This window comes from Polaromonas sp. LjRoot131 (genome assembly GCF_964252805.1).
In the GTDB taxonomy this organism is placed as follows: domain Bacteria; phylum Pseudomonadota; class Gammaproteobacteria; order Burkholderiales; family Burkholderiaceae_C; genus Polaromonas.
In genome coordinates, this window is record NZ_CAXUPF020000002.1 from 808,111 (window position 1) to 829,113 (window position 21,003).

The following is a 21,003-nucleotide window of genomic DNA, read 5'->3' on the forward strand; positions in this document are numbered from 1 at the left end:
GGAAACGCCATGCAACCACTCAAGGGCATCACCGTCGTCACGCTCGAACACGCCATCGCGGCGCCCTTCGCCACGCGGCAACTGGCCGACATGGGGGCGCGTGTCATCAAGGTCGAGCGCCCCGGTGTGGGCGATTTCGCGCGGGCCTACGACAGCCGCGTGCGGGGCCTGGCGTCGCACTTCGTCTGGACCAATCGCTCCAAGGAAAGCCTGACGCTGGACGTCAAGCACGAGGAGGCGCAGAAGATCCTCATGCGCCTGATCCTCGAAGAGGCCGACGTCGTGGTGCAAAATCTCGCGCCGGGCGCCGCCGCTCGGCTAGGCCTGTCGTACGAAGCCTTGGCCAAGCGCAAGCCCGGCATCATCGTGTGCGACATCTCGGGGTATGGCGGCGACGGCCCTTACCGCGACAAAAAGGCCTATGACCTGCTGATCCAGAGCGAGGCCGGTTTCGTCTCGGTGACCGGCACGGCCGACACGCCGTCCAAGGCCGGCCCGTCGATCGCCGACATCGCCGCCGGCATGTATGCCTACACCAACATTCTGGGCGCGCTCATGCACCGCCAGCAGACCGGCGAAGGCCAGCGCATCGACATTTCGATGCTCGAGTCGCTGTCGGAGTGGATGAGCTACCCGCTTTATTACGCCTTCGACGGCGCGGCGCCGCCCCCGCGCACAGGTGCCAGCCACGCGACGATTTACCCTTACGGTCCGTTTCTGGCCGGTGACGGAAAAACCGTGATGATGGGCCTGCAGAACGAACGCGAGTGGAAGGTGTTCTGTGAAAAAGTGCTGCTGCAGCCCGCGCTTGCCAGCGACCCGCGTTTCGCCGGCAACGCACAGCGCAGCGCCGCCCGGGGCGAGCTCTCATCGCTCATCGTCGAAACCTTCAGCACCCTGAGTGCCGCGCAAGTCGTCGAGCGGCTGGAAGCCGCCGGCATCGCCAATGCCCAGGTCAACACCATGAGCGAGCTGTGGAAACATCCGCAACTCGAAGCCCGTGCGCGCTGGCGTGACATCGATACGCCGGCGGGCGCCGTGCCCGCCATGCTGCCGCCCGGTTCCTGGCAACACGGTGCTCCGCGCATGGACGCCGTGCCCGCGCTGGGCCAGCACACCGACGCGATCCTGAACCACTTCGGCTACGGCGCCGAACGGATTGCCCAGCTGCGCGCGGAAGGCGCTGTATGAGCATGCCGCCCGCCGCACCGCTGAGCTACCTGTTCGTGCCGGGCCACCAACCCGAGCGATTCGCGAAGGCGCTGGCCTCGGGTGCGGACCGCGTCATCGTTGACCTGGAAGACGCGGTCTCGCCCTCGGGCAAGGCCGTCGCGCGCGAAGCCATCGCGGCGTGGATGTCCTCCGTCAACGAAGAGATTCGCGGCAAGCTGCTGATCCGCATCAACGACGCGAGCACGGGCTGGTACGCGGACGACCTGCAGCTCCTGCGGCAGGTGCGGGCCGCCTGCGTCATGCTTCCGAAATGCGAAAGCCGCCGGCAGCTTGCCGACGTTCTGGCTCCGCTCGGGGCGGGCGCCACCGCCTTGCCGCTGGTCGAAACAGCGCGTGGCCTGCTGGCCGCCTTCGACCTTGCCACCGCACCGGGCATCGTGCGCCTGGCCTTCGGCTCACTTGACTACATGGCCGATCTCGACATTCCCGCCGACAGCCCGGCGCTGGAGCACGCCGCAACCCAGCTGGCCATTGCCTCACGCGCCGCGGGCTTGCCCTCGCCCGTGGCCGGCGTCACGCCCGACATCGACGCGGACCGCGTGGCCGCCGACATGGCGCAGGCCGGCCGCCTCGGCTTCGGCGCCAAGATGTGCATACACCCCGCGCAGGTCGCCGCAGTGCATCGCGCGCTGCGGCCCGGCGCCGAAGAGCAGGCCTGGGCACAGCGCATCCTGAGCGCCTCGCGCGCGGCCGGCGGTGGCGCCATCCAGCTCGACGGGAAGATGGTTGACCGCCCGGTTGTCCTCAAAGCCGAGCGCATTGTGGCCCTGGCCGCACGCATCCCTGTTTTTTCACAAGACACATAACCCAACGGAGAAACTATGTCCGCAACCATCATCGACTCAAAAATTTTCGGCGACATGTTCAGCGATGCCGCCATGCGGCATGTCTGGTCGGACGAGAACCGCACCGCCAAATACCTGGACATCGAGCGCGCGCTCGCCAAGGTCCAGGGCGCCCTCGGCATCATTCCCAAAGAGGCGGCTGAAGAGATCGTGAAGAACTGCGAGCCCAGCCAGATCGACTGGGCCAAGCTCAAGGCCAAGACCGAGCAGATCGGCTACCCGATCATCGCCGTGGTCAACCAGATCAACGCGCATTGCAAGGACGGCCTGGGCGAATATTGCCACTGGGGCGCCACCACGCAGGACATCACCGACACGGCAGCCGTGCTGCAGATACGGGAGGGCCTCGCGCTGGTCGAGGCCGATCTCGCGGACATCTCGGCCTCGCTGGCCAAACTGGCGCGCGCCCACCGCGACACGCCCATCATCGGCCGCAGCAACCTGCAGCAGGCAACGCCCATCACCTTCGGCTACAAGATGGCCAGCATCCTTGCGGGCATCGAGCGCCACCGCGAGCGCCTCACGCAGCTCAAGCCGCGGGTGCTGGTCGGCGAGTTCGGCGGCGCGTCGGGCACTCTGTCCTCGCTTGAAAAAGGCGCGATGGAAACCCAGGCCGGCCTCATGAAGGAGCTCGGGCTCGGGCAGCCGCTGATTTCGTGGCACACCGTGCGCGACAACTTCGCCGAAGTCGGCGCCTTCCTCGGCATCGTCGGCGGTTCGCTCGGCAAGATCGCGATGGACGTGAAGCTGCTGATGCAGACCGAAGTCGCGGAAGTGTTCGAGCCTTTTGCGCCCGGCCGCGGCTCCTCGTCGACCATGCCGCAAAAGCGCAACCCGATCTCCTGCCTCTACATCCACGCCAACATCTCCGTGGTGCGCCAGCTGGCCGCATCGCTGATGGACGCGATGGTCGCCGACCATGAGCGCTCCACCGGCCCGTGGGAAATCGAATGGGTGGCGATGCCCGAGATTTTCTGCCTGATCTCGGGCGCGCTCAAGCAGACAAAGTTCATCCTCGCGGGCCTTGAAGTCGATGCCGCGCAGATGCGCCGCAACATCGACATGACCCACGGCCTGGTGATGTCGGAGGCCGTGATGATGGGCCTGGGCCCCTACATCGGGCGCGAGTATGCGCACGACCTGGTCTATGACATCTGCCGCGACGCGCTCCAGCAAAAGCGCCCGCTGATCGACCTGCTGGCGGAGCACCCGGAGATCAAGAAGCACGTGACCCGCGAACAGCTGGCCTCGTTCTGCGACCCGATGAACAACCTGGGTCAGGCGGGCGTGATGGTGGACCGGGTGCTGGCGTCGATCAAGGCGGCCGCCTAGCAGCCCACAACGGTGTCGCTGGCGTCAGCGCATCAGCAAGGTCGCTGCCGCGGGTCAACCCGTACCAGGCAGGCATTTGTTCCCGGGTCAGCCCGAGAGCGCGAGGCTCGCCACCTGGACAAACCAGCTGACGCCCAAGGGCAATACCTCGTCGTTGAAGTCGTAGCTGGGATGGTGCAATGACGGGGTGTCTTCGCGCCGCGGGTTGGCGCCCTGGCCCAGCCAGAGGTAAGCGCCGGGCCTGGCTTTCAGCATGAACGCAAAATCCTCGGACGTGAACGCCGCCGAGGGCGCGACCGAAGCTTGCAGGCCGGCGGCTTCGGCGGCGCGCAGGGCCAGCGATGCTTCTTGCGGCGTGTTGACGGTGGCCGGGTAGTAACGCACGTAATCCACGTCGATGGTGGTGCCCGTGGCCTGGGCCACGCCTTGCGCGATCTGCCGGATGGCCGCTTCGATGGTGTCCTGGACGCCGGCGTCGAAGCTGCGCACCGTGCCCGTGAGTTCGACCGCGGAAGGCAGCACGTTGTGCGACTGGCCACCGCTGATGCGCGTGACCGAGAGCACCGCATTCTCGGTGGGGGGAATGCGGCGCGAGGTGATGGTGTGCAGCTGGGTGACCAGTTCGCTCGCGGCAAGCACCGCGTCGGGCGTGCGGTGCGGCTGGGCCGCGTGGCCGCCCCGGCCCCGGACCACGATGTCGAAGCGATCCGCCGCCGCCATGATGGCGCCCGGCCGCGTCTGGGCGGTGCCGGCGGGCAGCTCGGGCCAGTTGTGCAGGGCATAAACCGTATCGCAGGGAAAGCGCTCGAAAAGCCCTTCCTGGACCATCGCGCGTGCGCCGCCCCGGCCTTCCTCGGCGGGCTGGAAGATGAAGTTGACGGTGCCGTCGAAGCGGCGGGTGCGCGCCAGCTGGCGTGCCGCGCCCAGCAGCATGGCGGTGTGCCCGTCGTGCCCGCAGCCGTGGTGGACGCCGGGGAACCGGCTGACGTAGGGCCGTTCGCCTTGCTCAAGGATGGGCAGCGCGTCCATGTCGGCGCGCAGTCCCACGCTGCGCCGTCCGCTGCCGGCGCGCAGCACGCCGACAACACCGGTGCCGCCTAGGCCCTCATGCACCTCCAGCCCCAGGTCGCGCAAGGCCTTGGCGACGATGCCGGCCGTGCGGTGCTCCTTGAACGCAAGCTCCGGGTGCGCGTGCAGGTCACGCCGCAGCGCGACCAGGTCGGGCAGCAGGTCTGCGATGTCCTCCGTCATTGGAGTGCCTGGCATGCCGTCCGCGGCTGGCCGGCGGCCATCAGGTACTGCCCGGGCGTCATGCCGAACACGGTCTTGAAGTGCCGCGAGAGATGGCTCTGGTCATAAAAGCCCGCCTCGCTGGCCGCGCTGGCGACCGGCATGCCTTGCTGCATCAGGGCCTGCGCGCGCGCCAGGCGGAGCCGGCAGATGTAGCGGTGCGGGGAAACGCCCACCTGCTGGCGAAACACCGTGGCGAAGCGCCAGATGCTGAGCCCGGCGAGACCGGCCAGCTCCGACAAGGACAGGGCCTGGTTGAGGTTCTCGTGGATGTGCCGCTGCACACGCTGGATCGCTGCGGCCGAACGGGCGGGCGCCGGGATGCGGGGAGGAGGGTTCATGCTACCAAGCGTAGGCGGGCCCCACCGGAGATGGCACCGGAAACGGACGCCGGCGCAGCAGCAAATGTCGAATCGGCTCGGGCTTCAGCAAAAGCTGCGGCCCAGAGCCGGCTCAAGCGTGGGGCTGGATCAGCTGCTCGATCGGGTAGAAGTTCTTGACGAAGGGCGTCTTGATCACGATGTAGCTGAAGTATTTTTCGATGCCGATGTTGGCCTCCAGCAAGCCTTCGATGATTTCCTGGTAGTGGTTCACACCGCGTGTGACGAACTTCAGCAGGTAGTCGTAGCCGCCGCTGACCAGGTGGCACTCCACGATCTCGTCGATGGGCCGTATGCTCATCTCGAACTTGACGAAGTCCTCGCGCTTGTGGTCCTGCAGCGTGACCTCGGTGAAGACCAGCAAGGTGTCGCCCAGTTTTTCGAGCCGGATCTGCGCGCCGTAGCCGGCGATGTAGCCGGCCTGCTCCAGCCGCTTCACGCGCACCAGGCAGGGACTGGGGGACAGGCCGACGGCGTCGGCAATCTCGACGTTGGAGGCCCGCCCGTTTTTCTGCAGGTGGCACAGGATTCGCAGGTCGAGGCGGTCAAGCTTGGGGTTGCCGGTGGAGGTATTCATCGTTGACCCCATTTAAGCAAGTTCCACGCCCAAGTCAATCAGGTCAAGCCAGTGCGCGCCGCACGTCGGGCTGCTCCAGCACGCTGTCCAGCGTCCGGTTCAGCCGCTCGAACATCTGCTCGAACTCCGAGGGCGTGAAGCACAAGGCCGGCGCGAAGCCCAGGATGCTGTCGCCGAAAGCGCGGAAGATCAGGCCGTTTTCATAGGCCGCTTTAGCGATGCGGTCGGGCAGTTGCAGCGCCGGGTCGAAGCCGGCCTTGGTGTATTTGTCGCTGACCAGTTCCAGCGCGCCCAGCAGCCCGCGCGAGCGCGCCTCGCCCACCAGCGGATGGCGCAGCATGGCGCGCAATCCCGCTTCGAAGTGGGGCGCCACGCGCTGGCCGTTGGCGAGGATGCCGCCCTCTTCGTAAAGCCGGATGACTTCCAGCGCCACGGCGGCGCTCACCGGGTGCGCGGAGTAGGTGGCGCCGTGGCCCACCAGGGCGCCGGCCGGCGTACCGTCGGCAATGCCGGCGTACACGCGCTCGGACATCAGCAGCGCGCCCATGGGCGCATAACCGGAGGTCAGTCCCTTGGCGACCGTCATCAGGTCCGGCGACACACCTTCGGCGTCGCAGGCGAACATCGGGCCGGTGCGGCCGAAGCCGGTGATCACCTCGTCGGCCACGAACAGGATGTCCAGCTCGCGGCAAGCCTGGTGCATGGCCTTGAGCCAGCCCGCGGGCGGCACGATCACGCCGCCCGAGCCCTGGATGGGTTCGCAGAAGAAGGCCGCGACGTTCTCCGCGCCCAGCGTGTTGACCTTCTCGCGCAAGGCGGCCACCGACGCCGCGATCAGTGCCTGCGGATCATCGCCCACGGGACTGCGGTAGGGGTAGGGCGAGGGGATGTAGTGCTGTTCGGGGCGCGGCAGGTCGAAGCCGCGGTGGAAGGCGGGCAGGGCCGTCAGGCCGGCGCCGGTGGAGGATGAGCCGTGGTAGCCACGCTCCAGCGCGATGAAGTGCTTCTTGCGCGGCCGGCCCGTGGCGTTGTAGTACTGCACGATGAGGCGCACGGCCGCATCGATCGCCTCGGAGCCGCCCAGCGTCAGGTACACATGCTCCAGCCCGGCCGGCGAGATCTCCACGAGCTTGGCGGCCAGGCGGATGGCCGGCTCGCTGGCGTAGCTGAAATAGCCCGTGGCGTAGGGCAGCTCGCGCATCTGGCGCGCGGCGGCTTCCACGACGCTTTCGTGGCCGTAGCCGATGTTGACGCACCAGAGGCCTGCGAAAGCATCCAGCAGTTCGCGGCCGTCGGCGTCACGCAGCCAGGCGCCCTTGCCGGAGCGCAGCACCGTGGCGCCGCGCTGCTCATGGCCGCGCCAGTTGGCCACGGGGTGGATCAGGTGGGCGCGGTCTAGCGCCACAAGCGAATCGAGGGAAAGGGTTTTGGTGGACATCATGGGCACAAGCTTAGGCGCGGGTGCGCAGCGGGTGCTGCGGCTTGCCCCCTTGCGCGCGCATGACCATGCTGTTGTTCGCACGCTTACGGTAGAAGATTCTGCGGCGCCTGGTGCCGCTGCGGGGGCGGGCAGGAGGGCTCAGTAGCCGCGCGAGCGGTCCACCACGCCTTCGAGCGGCAGGCCGGCCTCATACCGCCGCAGGTTGTCCAGCAGCGCTTCGGCCGCGGTGCCGGCCTGGGTTGCGCTTGCGATGTGGGGCGTGAGCCAGATGCGCGCATGGTTCCAGAACGGGTGGCCCTGCGCGGGCGGCTCCGGCTCGCAGACGTCCAGCACCGCCGCAGAGAGCCGCCCGTTTTCCAGCGCGGCCAGCAGCTCGGCCTCCACCAGGTGGCCGCCGCGCGCGGCGTTGACCAGGCAGGCGCCTTCCGGCAGCGCGTCGAACACGCGCCGGCCGAGAATGCCGCGCGTTTCGGGCGTGAGCGGCAGCATGCAGACCAGGATGTCGGTGCGGGCCAGGAACTCGTCCAGTTCCGCCTCGCCGCTGTAGCAGCGTACGCCCGGCTCGTTGCGCTTCGAGCGGTTCCAGCCGGCGCAGTCAAAGCCGAGCAGCCGCAGCTGCGCGAGCGCCGCGCGTCCCAGCATGCCCATGCCCATCACGCCCACGCGCCGCGTGGAGGCCGGCCGCACGGGGTGCTCCTTCCATTGGCCCAGGCTTTGCTGCCGCAGGTACAGCGGCATCTCCCGGTGCAGCGACAGCACGGCCCAGCTGACGTATTCACACATGCAGGCCGTCAGGCCCGGCTCCACCATCCTGACCACGGTAAGCCCGGGCGGCAGCGCCGCGAAATCGAACTGGTCCACGCCGGCCCCCACCGAAAACAGCACCTCCAGATTGGGAAGGGCTTCGGCAATCCGCGGCGGCGGCTCCCAGGCCGCAAGAAAGCGCACCTGCGCCGGATCCCCGATCTCAGGCCAGGTCAAAAACGGCATCTCGGGCATCCTGCGCGCGAACTGCTCGGCCCACACGGCCCCGCGCTGCGCCGGCCCTTTATAAAGGAAAGTCATCTCAGATCTCCAGAAGCCGCAACGGCCCGCGATACGTTATAGCCAGTGGCCAGTGTCTGATACCAGTGCACGCGCGGAACCGGCTTCGCCGGGCCGCAGAGTGCGCCCCCGGAGGGGGGAGCAGGCTACACGAAGTGAGCCTGAACGGGGGTGGGCCATTTCTACCCCATAGCTTGGGTAACCAGCGCCCAGCCGCCGACCGCCGGGCCTCGTGCCAGCGGGCCGTTGCGCACCATGGTCGTGACCGTGTCCACCCGGGGCAGGCCCTGCGCTTCCAGCCATTCGGGCAGGCCGCTGGCGGCGTCCACGTCGATGCGCAGGAACTTGCCGGCAAAGCGGCTGCACCAGTGGCCGATGAGCGCCTGCGCGCTGGCGAGGTCCGGTGCCACCACGGGACCGACCGCATAGCCGCGCCCGAAGCGCCGTACGGTGGAGAAACCCACGGCTTCACCGCCGCGTGCCAGCACCACCGTCTCGCCGTCGGCCAGCAGCTGGCGCAGCATGGCATCGCGCGGCATGCCGGCGGAAATGGCATCCAGGGCGGCAAGTGTCTTTGTGTCGTTGCGGCCCAGCGGGCGCAGCCGCTCGCCAGGCGCGAGGGCCACCAATTGCGCCGGCGTGGCGGAACCCTGGTGCTGCCGGATCTCGCCCGTGATCTCGAAGCCCATGCGTTCATACAGGCCGCGACCTTCGGCCGTGGCGTGCAGCAGCACCGTGCGGTCTTCCAGGCCCGCCATCACCGCGTGCATGAGGTGCTGGCCTATGCGCTGCCCCTGCATACGCGGCGACACCATCACGTGGCCCACCGTCGCGTGCTGCTTGCCCCAGGGCCAATGCAGCGCGGTGCCCACCAGTTCGCCGTCACGCAGCGCCGCCACGCCCTGGCCATGCGCCAGGCTGAAGCGCCAGTCCTCCAGGCGATGCGGCCACCCGAATTCGCGCGACAGCGCTTGCGCCGACTCCAGGTCGTCCTCCTTCAGCCGGCGCAGCGTCACGCCGTCGGGCAATGGGCGGCCCACGGCCGCAAGCGCGGCCTGTGGAATGGAAACGTGGTCGGGCATGGGGCTTTCCTTCAAAACGTCAAGGGCGGTTTGGGGAAGATGATGCTCGGCGCAAGGGCCGGCGGCTTGTACGATCTTGGCGCCGGCCACGGCCGCTGGAAGAACGGCACAAAGCGCCTGGAGCCCGCGGTACTGCGAATGAATGCTGCGTTCGCGCCGCGCAGAACCGCAACAACTGCGGCGGATGCTGCCTAGGATTGCTCCTATTGAACCACCGCGTACAACATAAAGCTTACCGATGTCCGTCGACCGCCACCCATTCTCCGTGCCTTCCGGCCATTTTCCCTCCGCAGCCTGAATCCTTCCACCATCCCACACCCACGAGGCAAACCATGATTTTCCGACCCAAGTACATTTCCTTCGATTGCTACGGCACGCTCATCTACTTTCGCATGCACGAGGTGGCGCACGGCATTGTGGGAGACCAGCTGCCGCCCGAGCGCATGCAGCAGTTCATCAAGGACTTCAGCGCCTTGCGGCTGGACGAGGCCATGGGCGACTGGAAGCCTTACGACCAGGTGCTCAAGTCCGCGTGGGCGCGTACCTGCAAGCGCCACGGGGTGGCTTACCGCGACGAAGACGGGCAGAAGTTCTACGACGCCGTCCCCACCTGGGGCCCGCACACCGACGTGCCGTTCTCGCTCACCCGCGTGGGCAACAAGATCCCGCTGGTGATCCTGTCCAACGCCATGAACGAGCAGATCGACGCCAACGTGCGCAAGCTCGAAGCGCCCTTCCACAAGGTGTACACGGCGCAGGATGCCGGCGCCTACAAGCCGCGCCTGCAGGCCTTCGAGTACATGTTCGACCAGCTGGGCTGCTCGCCTGACGACATCCTGCACGTGTCCTCCAGCCCGCGCTACGACCTGATGTCGGCCCACGACATGGGCATCAAGAACAAGGTCTTCGTCAACCGCGGCCACGAGCCCAAGCCCAGCGAGTTCTACAGCCACGTGGAGATCCGCGACATCAACGGCCTGCCGGCGCTGGTCGGCCTGTAATCCGGCACGCGCCCGGCTTCCCTTTTTTTTTATTGCCATAGGACCCGACACAGATGAGCAACCTCACTTTCTTCAAACTCGACAACCTGGGTCCCGGCCGCGAGAGTGCTCCCTTGCCCGAGCGCCTGCTCGAGGGCGATCCACGCTTTGCGAACTGGGACGTGGAACAGACGGCCGACGGCAAGCTGCGCACCGGCGTGTGGGAAATCACGCCCGGCACCATCCGCTCGATCAAGGGCGGCGTCTGGGAGTACTGCCACATCCTCTCCGGCGTGTCGGAGCTCATCGAAGACGGCAAGGAACCCATCCGCATCCAGGCCGGCGACAACTTCGTGATGAAGCCGGACTACGTCGGCAAGTGGCGCTGCATCGAAACCACACGCAAGATCTGGATCATTTACGGCAACGCGTGAGTTCCATGAGGCCCAGGCTCGCCTGACTTTTTTCCACCGAGGAGACACAAACAATGACAGAACAACAACAGATAAGCAGTCTGACAGGCCCCGAAGAGAGCCGCCGCATCATGGGCGAGCTGCAGCGCGGCGCGAGCCGGCGCGACGTGCTGGCCATGCTGGCGGCCGGTGGCATGCAGGCCACGCTGGCGGGCAGCCTGGCGTCGACGGCGCTTGCGGCGCAGGCGGCGGCCCCGCGCAAGGGCGGGCGCATCAAGGTCGCCGGGGCGACGGCTTCGCTCAACGACACGCTGGACCCGGCCAAGTGCTCCAACCACACCGACTACATCCGCAGCTGCATGTTCTACAACGGGCTGACCTCGCTTGACGGCAGCCTGACGCCGCAGCCCGCGCTGGCCGAGGAATTCAGCACCAAGGACGCCAAAACCTGGGTCTTCAAGCTGCGCCAGGGCGTGACCTTTCACGACGGCAAGCCCTTCACCTCTGCCGACGTGGTGTACTCCATCATGCGTCACAAGGACCCGTCGACCGGTTCCAAGGCCAAGGTGCTGGCCGAGCAGATCGAGGAGGTGAAGGCCACCGGCCCGCATGAAGTGACCATCGGCCTGGTGGCACCCAACGCCGACCTGCCGGCCATCCTCGGCACCTGGCACTTCCATATCTTGCGCGACGGCGTCACCGACGTGAACGCGCACATGGCGGGCATAGGCACCGGTCCCTATAAGCTCAAGGACTTCAAGCCGGGCGTGCGTTCGCTGGCCGTGCGCAACGACAACTACTGGAAGCCCGGCCGCCCCTACCTGGACGAGATCGAGTACGTGGGCATTAGCGACGAGGCGGCACGCGTCAACGCGCTGCTGACCGGCGAGATCGACCTGACCATGGCCATCAACCCGCGCTCGGTGGACCGTATCCAGGGCAGCCCCAGGCACGCGATCTTCGAAACCAAGGCCGGTCTCTATACCGACCTGATCATGCGCCGTGACAGCGCACCCGGCGCCAACCCGGACTTCGTGCTGGCGATGAAGCACCTGGTGAACCGCGAGCAGATGGTCAAGTCCATCGTGATGGGCTACGGCGAGGTGGCCAACGACCAGCCCCTACACCCCAGCGACCGCTTCTATTTCAAGGGACTCAAGCAGCGGGCCTACGACCCCGAGAAGGCCAAATGGCATGTGCAGAAGGCCAATCTCGGCAGCGCGGCCATCCCGGTTGTGGTGTCTCCTGCGGCGACTTATTCTGTGGAGATGGCTCTGGTGATGCAGCACGCGGCGCGACAGATCGGCTTGAACCTCGACGTGCGCCGCATGCCGGCGGACGGCTATTGGTCGCAGCACTGGATGAAGCACCCGGTCGGCTTCGGCAACATCAACCCGCGGCCGTCGGCCGACCTGCTGTTCACGCAGTTCTTCAAGTCCGATGCACCGTGGAATGAGGCGGCCTGGAAGAATCCGAAGTTCGACCAGCTGCTGCTGGCCGCGCGGGTGCAGCCCGACCAGGCCAAGCGCGCCAAAATGTACGCCGACATGCAGGTCATGATCCACGAAGACTCGGGCATAGGCATCCCTTTCTTCATGTCCAGCATCGACGGCCACACGAAGAAACTCAAGGGCCTGTCACCCATCCCGCTGGGCGGCCTGATGGGCTATAACTTCGCTGAAAACGTCTGGCTCGACGCATGAAGGATCCGCTTGCCATGTCCAAAAATCTCCTCGTCACCTTCAAGCTCGACCAGCTTGGCGAGCCGCGCGAATACCGGCCGCCGGCCGACCGTGTCCTCGAAGGCGACATCGTGTGCCGCAGCTGGGACGTCGACAGCGCCAAGGACGGCAAGGTCCGCGCCGGCGTGTTCGAATCGACCCCGGGTGTCAACCGCTCCATCAAGGGCGACACCTGGGAGTTCTGCCTGATCCTGTCCGGCGTGGCGGAGATCACCGAGGACGGACAGCCCCCGGTGACCTACCGGGCCGGCGATTGTTTCATCATGAAGCCCGGCTACACCGGCACCTGGCGCACGCTTGAAACCGTGCGCAAGGTCTGGGTCACGGCATGAGCGAGTCAGTCATGTTCGGGCTCGCGCACCAGTCGTTCAACCAGACAACAATGACCCCAGAGGTGATATGAAACTGACATCCTATTGGCTGGACACATCGCAACCCTTCAAGAGCGCCACCCCCGGGCCGGTGCAGGGCAGCTGCGACGTTGCGGTGATCGGTGGCGGCCTCACCGGTGCTTCGGCCGCGCTGGCGCTTGCCAGGAAGGGCGCCCGCGTCGTGCTGCTGGAAGCGGACACGATAGGCAACGCGGCATCCGGCCGCAACGGCGGCATGTGCAACAACGGCTTTGCCCAGGACTACGGCATGATGTCGGCCAAACTCGGCAAGGACACCGCCAACCGGCTCTACCGGGCTTTCGACGCCGGGGTCGATTTGGTCGAGCGCCTGGTGGCTGAAGAGAGCATTGACTGCAGCTTCGCACGCGTCGGCAAGATCAAGCTGGCGGCCAAGCCCGAGCACTACGAGAAGCTGCTGCGCAGCCAGGAATTGCTGGCAGCCACCGTCGATCCCGACACGGAAATGGTCAGCCGCGCGGACCTGGCAAACGAGGTCGGTTCGGACCGCTATCACGGCGGGTTGATCTACCGCAAGGGCGCCGGCATGCATGTGGGGCGCTTCGTGCGCGGCCTGGCGGAAGCGGCGGCGCGGCGCGGTGCTGAAATCCACGAGCACTCGCCGATGACGGGCTTGCGGCCGGCGCCCGGCGGCGGGCACCTGATTGAGACGCCGACAGGCCGGCTCCATGCCAAGCAGGTATTCCTGGCGAGCGGAACCTCGCAGACCGGGCCGCTGGGCTGGATACGGCGCAGGATCGTGCCGGTCGGCGCCTTCCTGATCGTCACCGAGCCCTTGCCGATAGAGACACTGGACCGGCTGTTGCCGAAACGCAGGATGGCGGTCGATACCAAGAACCTGGTCAACTACTTCCGCACCACACCCGACAACCGCCTGCTCTTCGGCGGACGCGCCCGCTTCGCCGTCTCCGATCCGGCCTCGGACGAAAAAAGCGGCGCCATCCTGCGCACCGCATTGCACGAGGTGTTTCCCGAACTCCGCAGCGCGCGCATCGACTATTGCTGGGGCGGCATGGTCGACATGACGCGTGACCGGCTGCCGCGCGCCGGCGAGCGCAACGGTATTTACTACTCCATGGGCTACAGCGGCCACGGCACCCAGATGTCGACGCTGATGGGAAGCATCATGGCGGAGGTCATGGACGGGCGCACCGACCTGAATCCCTGGAAAGATTTCACCTGGCCGGCCATCCCGGGCCACTTCGGCCCTCCCTGGTTCCTGCCGCTGGTCGGCGCTTACTACCGCCTCAAGGACAAGTTGTCCTGAAGGCCAGCTCGTACCCCGGCCTGGGCGGCGAACTGGCCCGGCTGGTGCTGGAAACTCGAACCCGTTCGGTCGAGGCTATCGGAAACCCAAGCGGCGCAGCCAGGCATCCACCTGGGCGAACGCGTCCTGCGTGATCTGCGCATGGGTCATGCCCTCTGTGGCGCCTGACTCAACCAAAAACTTTCGCACGGTCTGAGGCCCGAAGTCGTCCGGATTCGCGAACTTAGCCGCGATGTTCTGGTACCCAGTCTTGGCGGCGTCGATATCGACCAGTGCGCGGCAGGCATCTCCGAGAGCCTCAATGCCACCTTCATGGTGCTTGATGACGTAGTAGATGTCGTAAGCGTCTTTAGGTTTGTCGCGCCCGACCAGGGCATAGCCCTTCATCACCAGAAGCGCGGGAATGTTGGCGACTCGCAGTTTCACGGTGTTGTTGCGCCCGTCGGGCATCTGGCCGCTAAGCTCGCGCTGCACAAAATTGCGAGCGGCCAAGTCAGCCCCGTCCGCGCGCTGCACCGCAAAGCCGGCGAGGATTGGCGGCTTATTCTTGACGATCTTCGCGTTCTTTGGCATGAGGAAGTCGACGACTATGTCTATCGGTTCTCCTTCATCCAGATTCACAGCGCGAACCATCTGGAACGCGCGCATCTGGCTCTCACCGCGCCTGTACCCAGCGCGTGCCAGAAGGTCGATGAGGTTTGCGTACTCGCCGTCCCCGAGTGCCTCTGCATCGAGACACAAGTCGACATCGATGGTCCCAATATGCGCGGGCTCGGCGCCGGGACAAAGCAGCCAGGGGACCGAGCCTCCGATGACCACGAACCGGTCGGTGTACGCCCCTAAAACTTGTCCGAGCTCGATCAATACCGAGTAGACCGCGTGAGTTGCGCGATCATCATATTGACCGAGTTCACTCACGTCGGAACCCATCAGGCTGCGAAGTCAGCATGCGCCCCAGCTTCTCTTTCAGGAGAAAGTCTGCAGCTTCGCGATCACGATCACCCATCGCCGACAGATCAAGGTAAGTCTGTAGCAAACCCGTGCCGCGAAGCGGTTCCGGGATTAGCGCGATGCTGTCAAGCTGCATCATGTCGTCCTCGGGCTCATAGATAAAAATGTTCGCTCCCGATTCGGTGGGAGACAGCTGAAGGAATTCCTGAATGAGTTCGATGCCGTGTGAATCGGCGTAGAAAAACTCGCCGGCCACTCGCGCGAAAGGCGCCACTCTACGCGCAACCGAATGTCCTGCGAGCAGCAGGGTACTGAACGGCGCCGTAGCGGCTTTCATGAACAGTGTTTGAAGGTGGGTATCCAGCGCGCGGCTGTGGTGTAGCGTATATCCTTGAGCAGCGAGGGTTGGCGGGTCTCGCTCTTCTCGCCAAGCTTCCAGTAGAGCCAGGGGCTTAACTACGCGGATGCCGGCGTTGTCAGCGACAGCCCATTCCCGGTCGACGAGCATCTCACGCACTTTGCTTACTTGCGCCTGGCTCACGTGCGCGCGCGCGGCCACTTCCTTGCCCTTGAGCGGCGAGCGTTCCGCGAGCAACACCTTCAGGATGCGTCCCGATTTTGGGCTGAAGATGGACTTCTGCTTTCGCTTCGTGTTGAACGGATTTACGTTCGCCTTTTCGACGTCGACGTGAAGATGCGCGAAGCTTATAAAGCAATTGCCTGCAAGATCAAACCAGCCTTGATGCTGCTGGCGCAGGATGCTGCGTGACTCAGGGGAGATGTAGGGGGCAATCACAACGCCGTAACTTCCGGGCTGCAGCTTCATTCTGTCCGTCAAGAGGAACGATGCTTCCCGGATATACCGGGCCTCGCCGGACGCCTTGACCTCGATTTGGATGAGTTGCGTGCCTTGGGGCGTAGTGACCCGCAACAGCGCGTCCGGCTCGCCGCGGCCCAGCTCATCCATAACTTCAATCTCGCTGACGACCGGCATCGCCTCAAGCAGATGCCTGAGCCGGTATAGGCCTTGTTCGAGCTTGGGAGGAGAGTTCACTGATTTACCGCCTGGTAAATATGGGGTTTTCAGTGAATTCTACAGCGTTTCAATCAAATTCATCCGCCTGGTGAATTCGGCTCTTAATGAAGACTGTATTTTTTTACAGCTCAGGCCCGATCCAGCTGCGCCGCGATGAGATGCAGCGGATGTGTGCGTTTGCCCGATGACTGGCGCAAAACAATCCGGCTCGTGAATTTTCCGATGCCGATGTCTTCCTGCAGCAGGCTCTCCATCAGCGCCTGGAAATGGGCGACGTTCGGCGCCACGATTTTCAACAGGTAGTCGTAACCGCCGCTGAGGTTGTACCACTCGACGATTTCGCCGTGCCGGTCCACGGCCTGTTCGAACTTGCGAAAGTCCGGAGGCCGGTGGCTGCTGATCGTCACCTCCGAAAAAACGACCACACAATTGCCCAGCTTCTCCAGCGCGATGTGGGCGCCATAGCCGCGAATCACGCCGATGTCCTGCAGCCGTTTTGTCCGCACCAGGCACGGGCTCTGGCTGAGGCCGACGGCGTCGGCCAGCTCGACGTTCGAGCAGCGCCCCTCGCGCTCGAGGTGCGCGAGGATCTTGAGGTCGAAGCGGTCTAGTGACATTGCAGGGGACATGCCCGATGGTAGCGCCGGGTGTGGATCGAAGCTAGTGCGCGCCTGCCGTTCGCGCTTCGGCCAGGGATTCGTCGAGCGCCTGGATGACGAGGCCGGCCTGGTCCGCCGACAGCACCAGGGGCGGGCGGATCTTGAGCACGTTGTGCCCCATCGCGCAGGCGCTGATCAGCACGCCTTTGTCGCGCATCCGGTTGACCACCTGGCTTGTCAGCTCGCGGTCCGGCGCGCGTGATGCCCGGTCGGAGACCAGTTCGACCCCGACAAACAGGCCGGCCCCGCGCACGTCACCGATAGCCTCGTGGCGGGCTGCCAGGGCAGCGATGCCGTCGTGCAGGATCTTTCCCACCTTGGCGGCATGCTGCACCAGCCCGTCCCGCTCTATGGTGTCCAGTACCGCCAGCGCCGCCGCGCAGGAAACGGTATTGCCCGCGAAGGTGTTGAAGTAGCGCGAACTCTTGCCGAATTCGGCCAGCACGTCGGCGGTCGCCAGCAGTCCCGCGATCGGCTGGCCGTTGCCCATCGGTTTGCCCATGGTGACGATGTCGGGCACCACGCCATGGCGCTGGAAACCCCAGAGGTGTTCGCCGGTCCGGCCGAAGCCGGGCTGCACTTCGTCGGCAATGAAGAGGCCGCCCGCCCGCTTGATCGCGTCGACCGCACCCTTCAGGAAGCCTTGCGGCCCGGGGAGTATGCCGTCGCTGGTGAACAGCGAATCGCCGATCAACGCGGCCGGCTGGATGCCGTGGCGCCGCAGGTCGGCGATGGCCGCCTCGACGTCGCGCGTAAAGCGTTCGGACAGGTCGGCTCCCCCGGCGTGGTACAGGCGCGGAGCCGGCACAAGGCGCACATGCTCGCCGAGATCGACGCTCAGGCCCAGCGAGGGCGAGAACTTGGCCACCGCATCGGTGATGCCGTGGTAGGCGGTGTCGGTCACGATCATGCCGGTGCCGCCGGTGCGGACCTTCGCGATGCGATAGGCGAGGTCGTTGGCCTCACTGCCCGTGCAGGTCAGCATCAGGTGGGCCAGGCCGGTTCCGGGCACGCTCGCGAGCAGGCGCTCGGCCAGTTCGAGGATCGTGTCGTGCAGATAGCGCGTGTTGGTCGCCAGCGTCTGCGCCTGCCGGCAGATCGCCTCGGTCACCGACGGGTGGCAATGCCCGAGCGAGGTGACGTTGTTGTAGGCGTCGAGGTAGCGGCGTCCCTCGGGGTCGACCAGCCAGGCGCCTTCGCCCTTGACGATGTGCAGCGGCCGTTCATACATCAGGCGGTAGGCCGGGCCTAGCAGGGCGTCGCGGCGCGCGATCATTTGCGCGGTGGCCGGGCCTACGTCGGCGCGGCCGGGGATATAGGCATTGACCATGTTGAGGTCGGTGGTGCTTTTCATGGGGTGACTCCTGTTTGTACGGGTACGTGTACGCCGGCCAGCAGCCGGTCGCGTGCGGTGTCGCGGGAAAGGTCGGCCATCTGGGCCAGGCCTTCCCACGCCGCGGGGTTGTGCCGCATGATGTAGGCGCGGTTCTCGGGATAGCGCGCGGCGCGCCATTCCGAGATCAGCGCCGTGATGAGGTGGCGCGTGGCCAGCAGATCGGCAACCACTTCCTGTTCGGCGCCGGTCAGCGGCTGCACCGCGTGATAGGCGGCCACGAACTGGGCCGGTCCCTCGAAAGGATCGGCGTTGCCGGCCATGTGGAAGGCGGCGGCCGTCGCCACCTCGCCGACCAGCGGTGCGTGCACCATGTCGCCGAAGTCGATGATGCCCACGATGCGTGACTGGTCGTCGGGTGCGACCAGCACGTTGTAGAGGTGGTAGTCGTTGTGGATCACCTGGGAGCGCAGCGATGCCAGGCGCGGCAGCACGTGCGTGGTGAAGCGCGTCATGAAAGCCTGGGCCAGCGCGCGCTGCTTGCCGTCCACGAGGCTACCCAGCTGTTCGCCCAGCCGATGCGCCGTGGCGACGTTCCACAGCAGCTCATGCGCAGCACCCGGATGCGCGAAGCCGTGCAGCGCGCGGTTCAAGCCGGCGAGCCCGGCGCCCATGGCGCGCCGCTGCGCGGCGGTGCGCACGGTCTCACGGATCTGGATGCCGTCCAGGTAGCTCAGCATGCGTACGCGTGTCTGGACGCCCCCGGCTAGCGCGACCGTGTCGTGCGTGTGTCCTGCCAGTGTCCGCACGACGCGCGGCACCGGCTGCGCCGGTGACATGCGGGCGATGTGGTCCAGCGCCGCGATCTGGAAGTCGACGATAGCGGGGGACTCCGACGGATTGCTGATCTTGAGGACGTAGCGAGAGCCATCGGCCGCCTCCACCAGGCAGTTCTGGTCACGCTCGCCCGCCAATGGCCGGGTGCAACCCTCGATGCCGTAGACGCGGCGGACCAGGGCCTCCACGGCCGCCGGCGAGAGGTCGGGCGCGGTGGTGCTCAGTTCGGTCATAGGCCGAGCAGGCCGGGAAGCTGGCGGACGTCGGTCAGGCGGCTGACACCGTAGGCGTCGGACGTCGGCTCATGCCCGCGGTCGATGAAGGCCTTGGCCATGAAGCCCAGGTCGGAGGCCGTCATCAGGTCATAGCGGAAGCTCGACGAGACGTGCATCATCTGGTCAGGCGCGCATCCGAGCTGGTCGAACATGTATTCGAAGGCCTGGAAGCGCGGCTTGTAGGCGCGCGCTTCCTCGGCGGTGTAGACCGCGTGGAACTTTGCTTTCAGGTGGGCGACGCTGGCCGGGATCAAATCGACCATCGAGTTCGAGAGGATCACCAGGGGCACGTGCGGCGCGATCGCCTCCAGAACCTCGACGACGTTCGGGTGCGGCTGCCAGGTGGGAATGGCCTCGTACAGCGCCACGGCATCCGACGCCTGGTAGGCGATGCCGTGCGCCTTGCAGGCACGGCGGATCGAATTTTTCACAACCTCGAAGAAGGGCTTCCACTCGCCCAGGACCTCGTCGAGGCGATAGGCCCGAAAGCTGTCCAGGAAGGCCGGCATCCGGCCGGCCGGAACGCGGTCTTTGAACAGGCTTTTGGCGGTCGGGCCCATCTCGAAGTTGATGAGCGTGCCGTAGCAGTCGAAGCTGATGAATTTGGGTTTGAATGTCATAGAGGGATCCACGCTGTTGGGATGGATATGAGTCTATGAATTCCAAGCCTTCGGAAATGCCGCATTCACATGCGGTGCAAGTGGAATCCGTTTCAATCCGGGGGCTTGCCGGAATTTTGCTTGGCGCGGGCTTTCGGGCGCCGTTCCGGCACGGCGTTCGCTGTGGGGCTCAGGCGGCTGAACTGCGCCAGCAGCCACCCGGCGAGTTCAAACTCCACGCCTTGCAGCAATATTAGGAACGCATATTCCGATACGGCTCTAGGGATATGCTGGGACCTCGCTGGTGTCGGTTTGTTCGGCCTCTGCCTGGCTGACGATCCAGGCTTCGAACCGCGTCAGTGCAGCGGCTCCGGAATGCTTTGACGGCCACCTCAGAAAGTAGGCGCGATTGGCTCGCCAGCCAACCTCGCTCAGGCGTACCAGCTGGCCTGTCTCCGTTGCGCTGCGGGCGATGTAGTTCGGCAGCAATGCAATTCCGATGCCGCTCATTGCGGCTGTCAGTGCGAGGGATGCCTGCGCGTAGACAGGACCTCTTCCGGCCTTTTCAGCCAGGCTTTCATTGCTGAGGCCCGCTTCCCCAAGCCAGGCTTTCCAGGCGCCAGCCATGCTGGTTCTGATCAAAGGGAAATTTAATAAAAGATGCGTCAACGCCCCTTCAGGCAGCGCCTTGCCTGTGGTGAGTGTTATGCCGGATCGTTCGATAAGGGCTGCGGCGGCGTAAGGCTTGTAAACCAGAGACAGCACTTCTCGCGCCTCAATGCCTGGCGTGGCGCCTTCACATAACTCAATGGCGGCGTCTTCATTTCCCACAAAAACGTTCTGCGCATCGACGCGGTTCGTGAGACTGAGAATGATGTCCTGGTTGTCGTCCACAAAACTGCCCAGTCGCGGCATGAGCCAGTAATTGGCAAAGGCCGAAGCGACCGCGATGTTCAGCTGGATGCAAGCCTGGTCCCCGGCCACCGCGCGAACTGCGGCTCGCTGCAGTTGGTGCAGTACCGTCGAAGTGTCCTCCCAGTAGCGCTGACCGCTGGCTGTCAGCTTCAGGCCGCTTCGGTCGCGTTCGAACAGCTCGACGCCCAGTTCCCGCTCGAGTACCTGGATGTGGTGGCTGACCGCGCTTTGCGTCAGGTTCACCGCTTGCGCTGCCTTGGTAAAGCTGAGCAAACGGGCACTCGCATCAAAGCATCGAAGCGCAGTGGTGGAGGGTAGATGGCGCATGGATCAATTTTTTGAGGGCCTCCAACAATAATATC

The 21,003-nt window shown here is 65.5% G+C and carries 22 protein-coding genes; 9 read left to right on the forward strand and 13 right to left on the reverse strand.

Features of this window, described 5'->3' with window-relative positions; all coding sequences use genetic code 11:
- Positions 1-9 precede the first annotated feature (9 nt).
- The 3 genes from ACSQ27_RS14375 to ACSQ27_RS14385 are packed head-to-tail and all read left to right on the forward strand — an operon-like array spanning position 10 to position 3,410.
- On the forward strand, positions 10-1,191 hold the full coding sequence (locus ACSQ27_RS14375; RefSeq protein WP_436156157.1) for a CaiB/BaiF CoA transferase family protein: 1,182 nt from the start codon (positions 10-12) through the stop codon (positions 1,189-1,191).
- Positions 1,188-2,039 carry an HpcH/HpaI aldolase/citrate lyase family protein gene (locus tag ACSQ27_RS14380; RefSeq protein WP_436156158.1) on the forward strand — a complete coding sequence of 284 codons (852 nt, stop codon included), beginning with the start codon at positions 1,188-1,190 and terminating at the stop codon, positions 2,037-2,039. Before ACSQ27_RS14375 ends, ACSQ27_RS14380 begins: the two co-directional genes overlap by 4 nt.
- 15 nt (positions 2,040-2,054) lie before the next feature.
- Entirely contained in the window at positions 2,055-3,410 is a 1,356-nt protein-coding gene (locus tag ACSQ27_RS14385; protein ID WP_436156159.1) for a class-II fumarase/aspartase family protein, read from the forward strand.
- Positions 3,411-3,497: 87 nt separating this feature from the next.
- Here the strand turns inward: ACSQ27_RS14385 and ACSQ27_RS14390 are convergent, their stop codons facing one another.
- The 6 genes from ACSQ27_RS14390 to ACSQ27_RS14415 all read right to left on the reverse strand — a co-directional run bounded on the left by ACSQ27_RS14390 (position 3,498) and on the right by ACSQ27_RS14415 (position 9,224).
- The gene (locus ACSQ27_RS14390) at positions 3,498-4,661 is read right to left on the reverse strand and encodes a M20 aminoacylase family protein (RefSeq protein WP_436156160.1); all 1,164 of its coding nucleotides are present in this window, start codon (positions 4,659-4,661) and stop codon (positions 3,498-3,500) included.
- Positions 4,658-5,041 carry a helix-turn-helix domain-containing protein gene (locus ACSQ27_RS14395; RefSeq protein WP_436156161.1) on the reverse strand — a complete coding sequence of 128 codons (384 nt, stop codon included), beginning with the start codon at positions 5,039-5,041 and terminating at the stop codon, positions 4,658-4,660. The genes ACSQ27_RS14390 and ACSQ27_RS14395 overlap by 4 nt, the downstream gene beginning before the upstream one ends.
- A gap of 112 nt (positions 5,042-5,153) precedes the next feature.
- Positions 5,154-5,657, reverse strand: a complete 504-nt coding sequence (locus ACSQ27_RS14400; protein ID WP_436156162.1) for an Lrp/AsnC family transcriptional regulator — start codon at positions 5,655-5,657, stop codon at positions 5,154-5,156.
- A gap of 43 nt (positions 5,658-5,700) precedes the next feature.
- On the reverse strand, positions 5,701-7,098 hold the full coding sequence (locus ACSQ27_RS14405; RefSeq protein ID WP_436156163.1) for an aspartate aminotransferase family protein: 1,398 nt from the start codon (positions 7,096-7,098) through the stop codon (positions 5,701-5,703).
- 138 nt (positions 7,099-7,236) lie between these two features.
- On the reverse strand, positions 7,237-8,163 hold the full coding sequence (locus tag ACSQ27_RS14410; RefSeq protein ID WP_436156164.1) for a 2-hydroxyacid dehydrogenase: 927 nt from the start codon (positions 8,161-8,163) through the stop codon (positions 7,237-7,239).
- A 161-nt stretch (positions 8,164-8,324) separates the two neighbouring features.
- A complete protein-coding gene (locus ACSQ27_RS14415) occupies positions 8,325-9,224 on the reverse strand; it encodes a GNAT family N-acetyltransferase (RefSeq protein WP_436156165.1) in 900 nt (299 codons plus the stop codon).
- A 332-nt stretch (positions 9,225-9,556) separates the two neighbouring features.
- On the opposite strand from ACSQ27_RS14415, the gene ACSQ27_RS14420 reads away from it, so the two are divergent.
- The 5 genes from ACSQ27_RS14420 (at position 9,557) to ACSQ27_RS14440 (ending at position 14,036) form a co-directional block, all read left to right on the forward strand.
- Positions 9,557-10,225: a haloacid dehalogenase type II gene (locus ACSQ27_RS14420; RefSeq protein ID WP_436156166.1), complete on the forward strand. Its 669-nt coding sequence runs from the start codon at positions 9,557-9,559 to the stop codon at positions 10,223-10,225.
- 53 nt (positions 10,226-10,278) lie between these two features.
- The gene (locus tag ACSQ27_RS14425) at positions 10,279-10,638 is read left to right on the forward strand and encodes a cupin domain-containing protein (protein WP_436156167.1); all 360 of its coding nucleotides are present in this window, start codon (positions 10,279-10,281) and stop codon (positions 10,636-10,638) included.
- Positions 10,639-10,691: 53 nt separating this feature from the next.
- Positions 10,692-12,320, forward strand: coding sequence for an ABC transporter substrate-binding protein (locus ACSQ27_RS14430; RefSeq protein WP_436156168.1), 1,629 nt, complete (start codon positions 10,692-10,694; stop codon positions 12,318-12,320).
- 14 nt (positions 12,321-12,334) lie between these two features.
- The gene (locus ACSQ27_RS14435) at positions 12,335-12,691 is read left to right on the forward strand and encodes a cupin domain-containing protein (protein ID WP_436156169.1); all 357 of its coding nucleotides are present in this window, start codon (positions 12,335-12,337) and stop codon (positions 12,689-12,691) included.
- Between the two features lie 67 nt (positions 12,692-12,758).
- Positions 12,759-14,036, forward strand: a complete 1,278-nt coding sequence (locus ACSQ27_RS14440; RefSeq protein ID WP_436156170.1) for an NAD(P)/FAD-dependent oxidoreductase — start codon at positions 12,759-12,761, stop codon at positions 14,034-14,036.
- Between the two features lie 75 nt (positions 14,037-14,111).
- Here ACSQ27_RS14440 and ACSQ27_RS14445 read toward each other — a convergent pair whose 3' ends face one another.
- The 6 genes from ACSQ27_RS14445 to ACSQ27_RS14470 all read right to left on the reverse strand — a co-directional run bounded on the left by ACSQ27_RS14445 (position 14,112) and on the right by ACSQ27_RS14470 (position 19,747).
- Entirely contained in the window at positions 14,112-14,966 is an 855-nt protein-coding gene (locus ACSQ27_RS14445) for a nucleotidyl transferase AbiEii/AbiGii toxin family protein (RefSeq protein WP_436156171.1), read from the reverse strand.
- On the reverse strand, positions 14,947-16,041 hold the full coding sequence (locus ACSQ27_RS14450) for a hypothetical protein (RefSeq protein ID WP_436156172.1): 1,095 nt from the start codon (positions 16,039-16,041) through the stop codon (positions 14,947-14,949). Before ACSQ27_RS14450 ends, ACSQ27_RS14445 begins: the two co-directional genes overlap by 20 nt.
- A gap of 110 nt (positions 16,042-16,151) precedes the next feature.
- Positions 16,152-16,652: an Lrp/AsnC family transcriptional regulator gene (locus tag ACSQ27_RS14455; RefSeq protein ID WP_436156173.1), complete on the reverse strand. Its 501-nt coding sequence runs from the start codon at positions 16,650-16,652 to the stop codon at positions 16,152-16,154.
- 31 nt (positions 16,653-16,683) lie between these two features.
- Entirely contained in the window at positions 16,684-18,036 is a 1,353-nt protein-coding gene (locus ACSQ27_RS14460) for an aspartate aminotransferase family protein (protein WP_436156174.1), read from the reverse strand.
- Positions 18,033-19,085 carry a phosphotransferase gene (locus tag ACSQ27_RS14465; protein ID WP_436156175.1) on the reverse strand — a complete coding sequence of 351 codons (1,053 nt, stop codon included), beginning with the start codon at positions 19,083-19,085 and terminating at the stop codon, positions 18,033-18,035. The genes ACSQ27_RS14460 and ACSQ27_RS14465 overlap by 4 nt, the downstream gene beginning before the upstream one ends.
- Positions 19,082-19,747, reverse strand: coding sequence for a haloacid dehalogenase type II (locus tag ACSQ27_RS14470; protein ID WP_436156176.1), 666 nt, complete (start codon positions 19,745-19,747; stop codon positions 19,082-19,084). The genes ACSQ27_RS14465 and ACSQ27_RS14470 overlap by 4 nt, the downstream gene beginning before the upstream one ends.
- Before the next feature lie 35 nt (positions 19,748-19,782).
- On the opposite strand from ACSQ27_RS14470, the gene ACSQ27_RS14475 reads away from it, so the two are divergent.
- Entirely contained in the window at positions 19,783-19,983 is a 201-nt protein-coding gene (locus ACSQ27_RS14475) for a hypothetical protein (RefSeq protein WP_436156177.1), read from the forward strand.
- A gap of 22 nt (positions 19,984-20,005) precedes the next feature.
- Here ACSQ27_RS14475 and ACSQ27_RS14480 read toward each other — a convergent pair whose 3' ends face one another.
- Complete coding sequence (locus ACSQ27_RS14480) at positions 20,006-20,968, reverse strand: LysR family transcriptional regulator (RefSeq protein WP_436156178.1); 963 nt, start codon at positions 20,966-20,968, stop codon at positions 20,006-20,008.
- Positions 20,969-21,003 lie beyond the last annotated feature (35 nt).

Coding starts and splice junctions, on each gene's coding strand:
- ACSQ27_RS14420 (WP_436156166.1), top strand. CDS start 9,557: ATGATTTTCCGACCCAAGTACATTTCCTTCGATTGCTACGGCACGCTC.
- ACSQ27_RS14470 (WP_436156176.1), bottom strand. CDS start 19,747: ATGACATTCAAACCCAAATTCATCAGCTTCGACTGCTACGGCACGCTC.
- ACSQ27_RS14405 (WP_436156163.1), bottom strand. CDS start 7,098: ATGATGTCCACCAAAACCCTTTCCCTCGATTCGCTTGTGGCGCTAGAC.
- ACSQ27_RS14455 (WP_436156173.1), bottom strand. CDS start 16,652: ATGTCCCCTGCAATGTCACTAGACCGCTTCGACCTCAAGATCCTCGCG.
- ACSQ27_RS14415 (WP_436156165.1), bottom strand. CDS start 9,224: ATGCCCGACCACGTTTCCATTCCACAGGCCGCGCTTGCGGCCGTGGGC.
- ACSQ27_RS14435 (WP_436156169.1), top strand. CDS start 12,335: ATGTCCAAAAATCTCCTCGTCACCTTCAAGCTCGACCAGCTTGGCGAG.
- ACSQ27_RS14480 (WP_436156178.1), bottom strand. CDS start 20,968: ATGCGCCATCTACCCTCCACCACTGCGCTTCGATGCTTTGATGCGAGT.
- ACSQ27_RS14465 (WP_436156175.1), bottom strand. CDS start 19,085: ATGACCGAACTGAGCACCACCGCGCCCGACCTCTCGCCGGCGGCCGTG.
- ACSQ27_RS14410 (WP_436156164.1), bottom strand. CDS start 8,163: ATGACTTTCCTTTATAAAGGGCCGGCGCAGCGCGGGGCCGTGTGGGCC.
- ACSQ27_RS14400 (WP_436156162.1), bottom strand. CDS start 5,657: ATGAATACCTCCACCGGCAACCCCAAGCTTGACCGCCTCGACCTGCGA.
- ACSQ27_RS14440 (WP_436156170.1), top strand. CDS start 12,759: ATGAAACTGACATCCTATTGGCTGGACACATCGCAACCCTTCAAGAGC.
- ACSQ27_RS14375 (WP_436156157.1), top strand. CDS start 10: ATGCAACCACTCAAGGGCATCACCGTCGTCACGCTCGAACACGCCATC.
- ACSQ27_RS14445 (WP_436156171.1), bottom strand. CDS start 14,966: ATGGGTTCCGACGTGAGTGAACTCGGTCAATATGATGATCGCGCAACT.
- ACSQ27_RS14390 (WP_436156160.1), bottom strand. CDS start 4,661: ATGACGGAGGACATCGCAGACCTGCTGCCCGACCTGGTCGCGCTGCGG.
- ACSQ27_RS14380 (WP_436156158.1), top strand. CDS start 1,188: ATGAGCATGCCGCCCGCCGCACCGCTGAGCTACCTGTTCGTGCCGGGC.
- ACSQ27_RS14395 (WP_436156161.1), bottom strand. CDS start 5,041: ATGAACCCTCCTCCCCGCATCCCGGCGCCCGCCCGTTCGGCCGCAGCG.
- ACSQ27_RS14425 (WP_436156167.1), top strand. CDS start 10,279: ATGAGCAACCTCACTTTCTTCAAACTCGACAACCTGGGTCCCGGCCGC.
- ACSQ27_RS14460 (WP_436156174.1), bottom strand. CDS start 18,036: ATGAAAAGCACCACCGACCTCAACATGGTCAATGCCTATATCCCCGGC.
- ACSQ27_RS14475 (WP_436156177.1), top strand. CDS start 19,783: ATGAATTCCAAGCCTTCGGAAATGCCGCATTCACATGCGGTGCAAGTG.
- ACSQ27_RS14385 (WP_436156159.1), top strand. CDS start 2,055: ATGTCCGCAACCATCATCGACTCAAAAATTTTCGGCGACATGTTCAGC.
- ACSQ27_RS14430 (WP_436156168.1), top strand. CDS start 10,692: ATGACAGAACAACAACAGATAAGCAGTCTGACAGGCCCCGAAGAGAGC.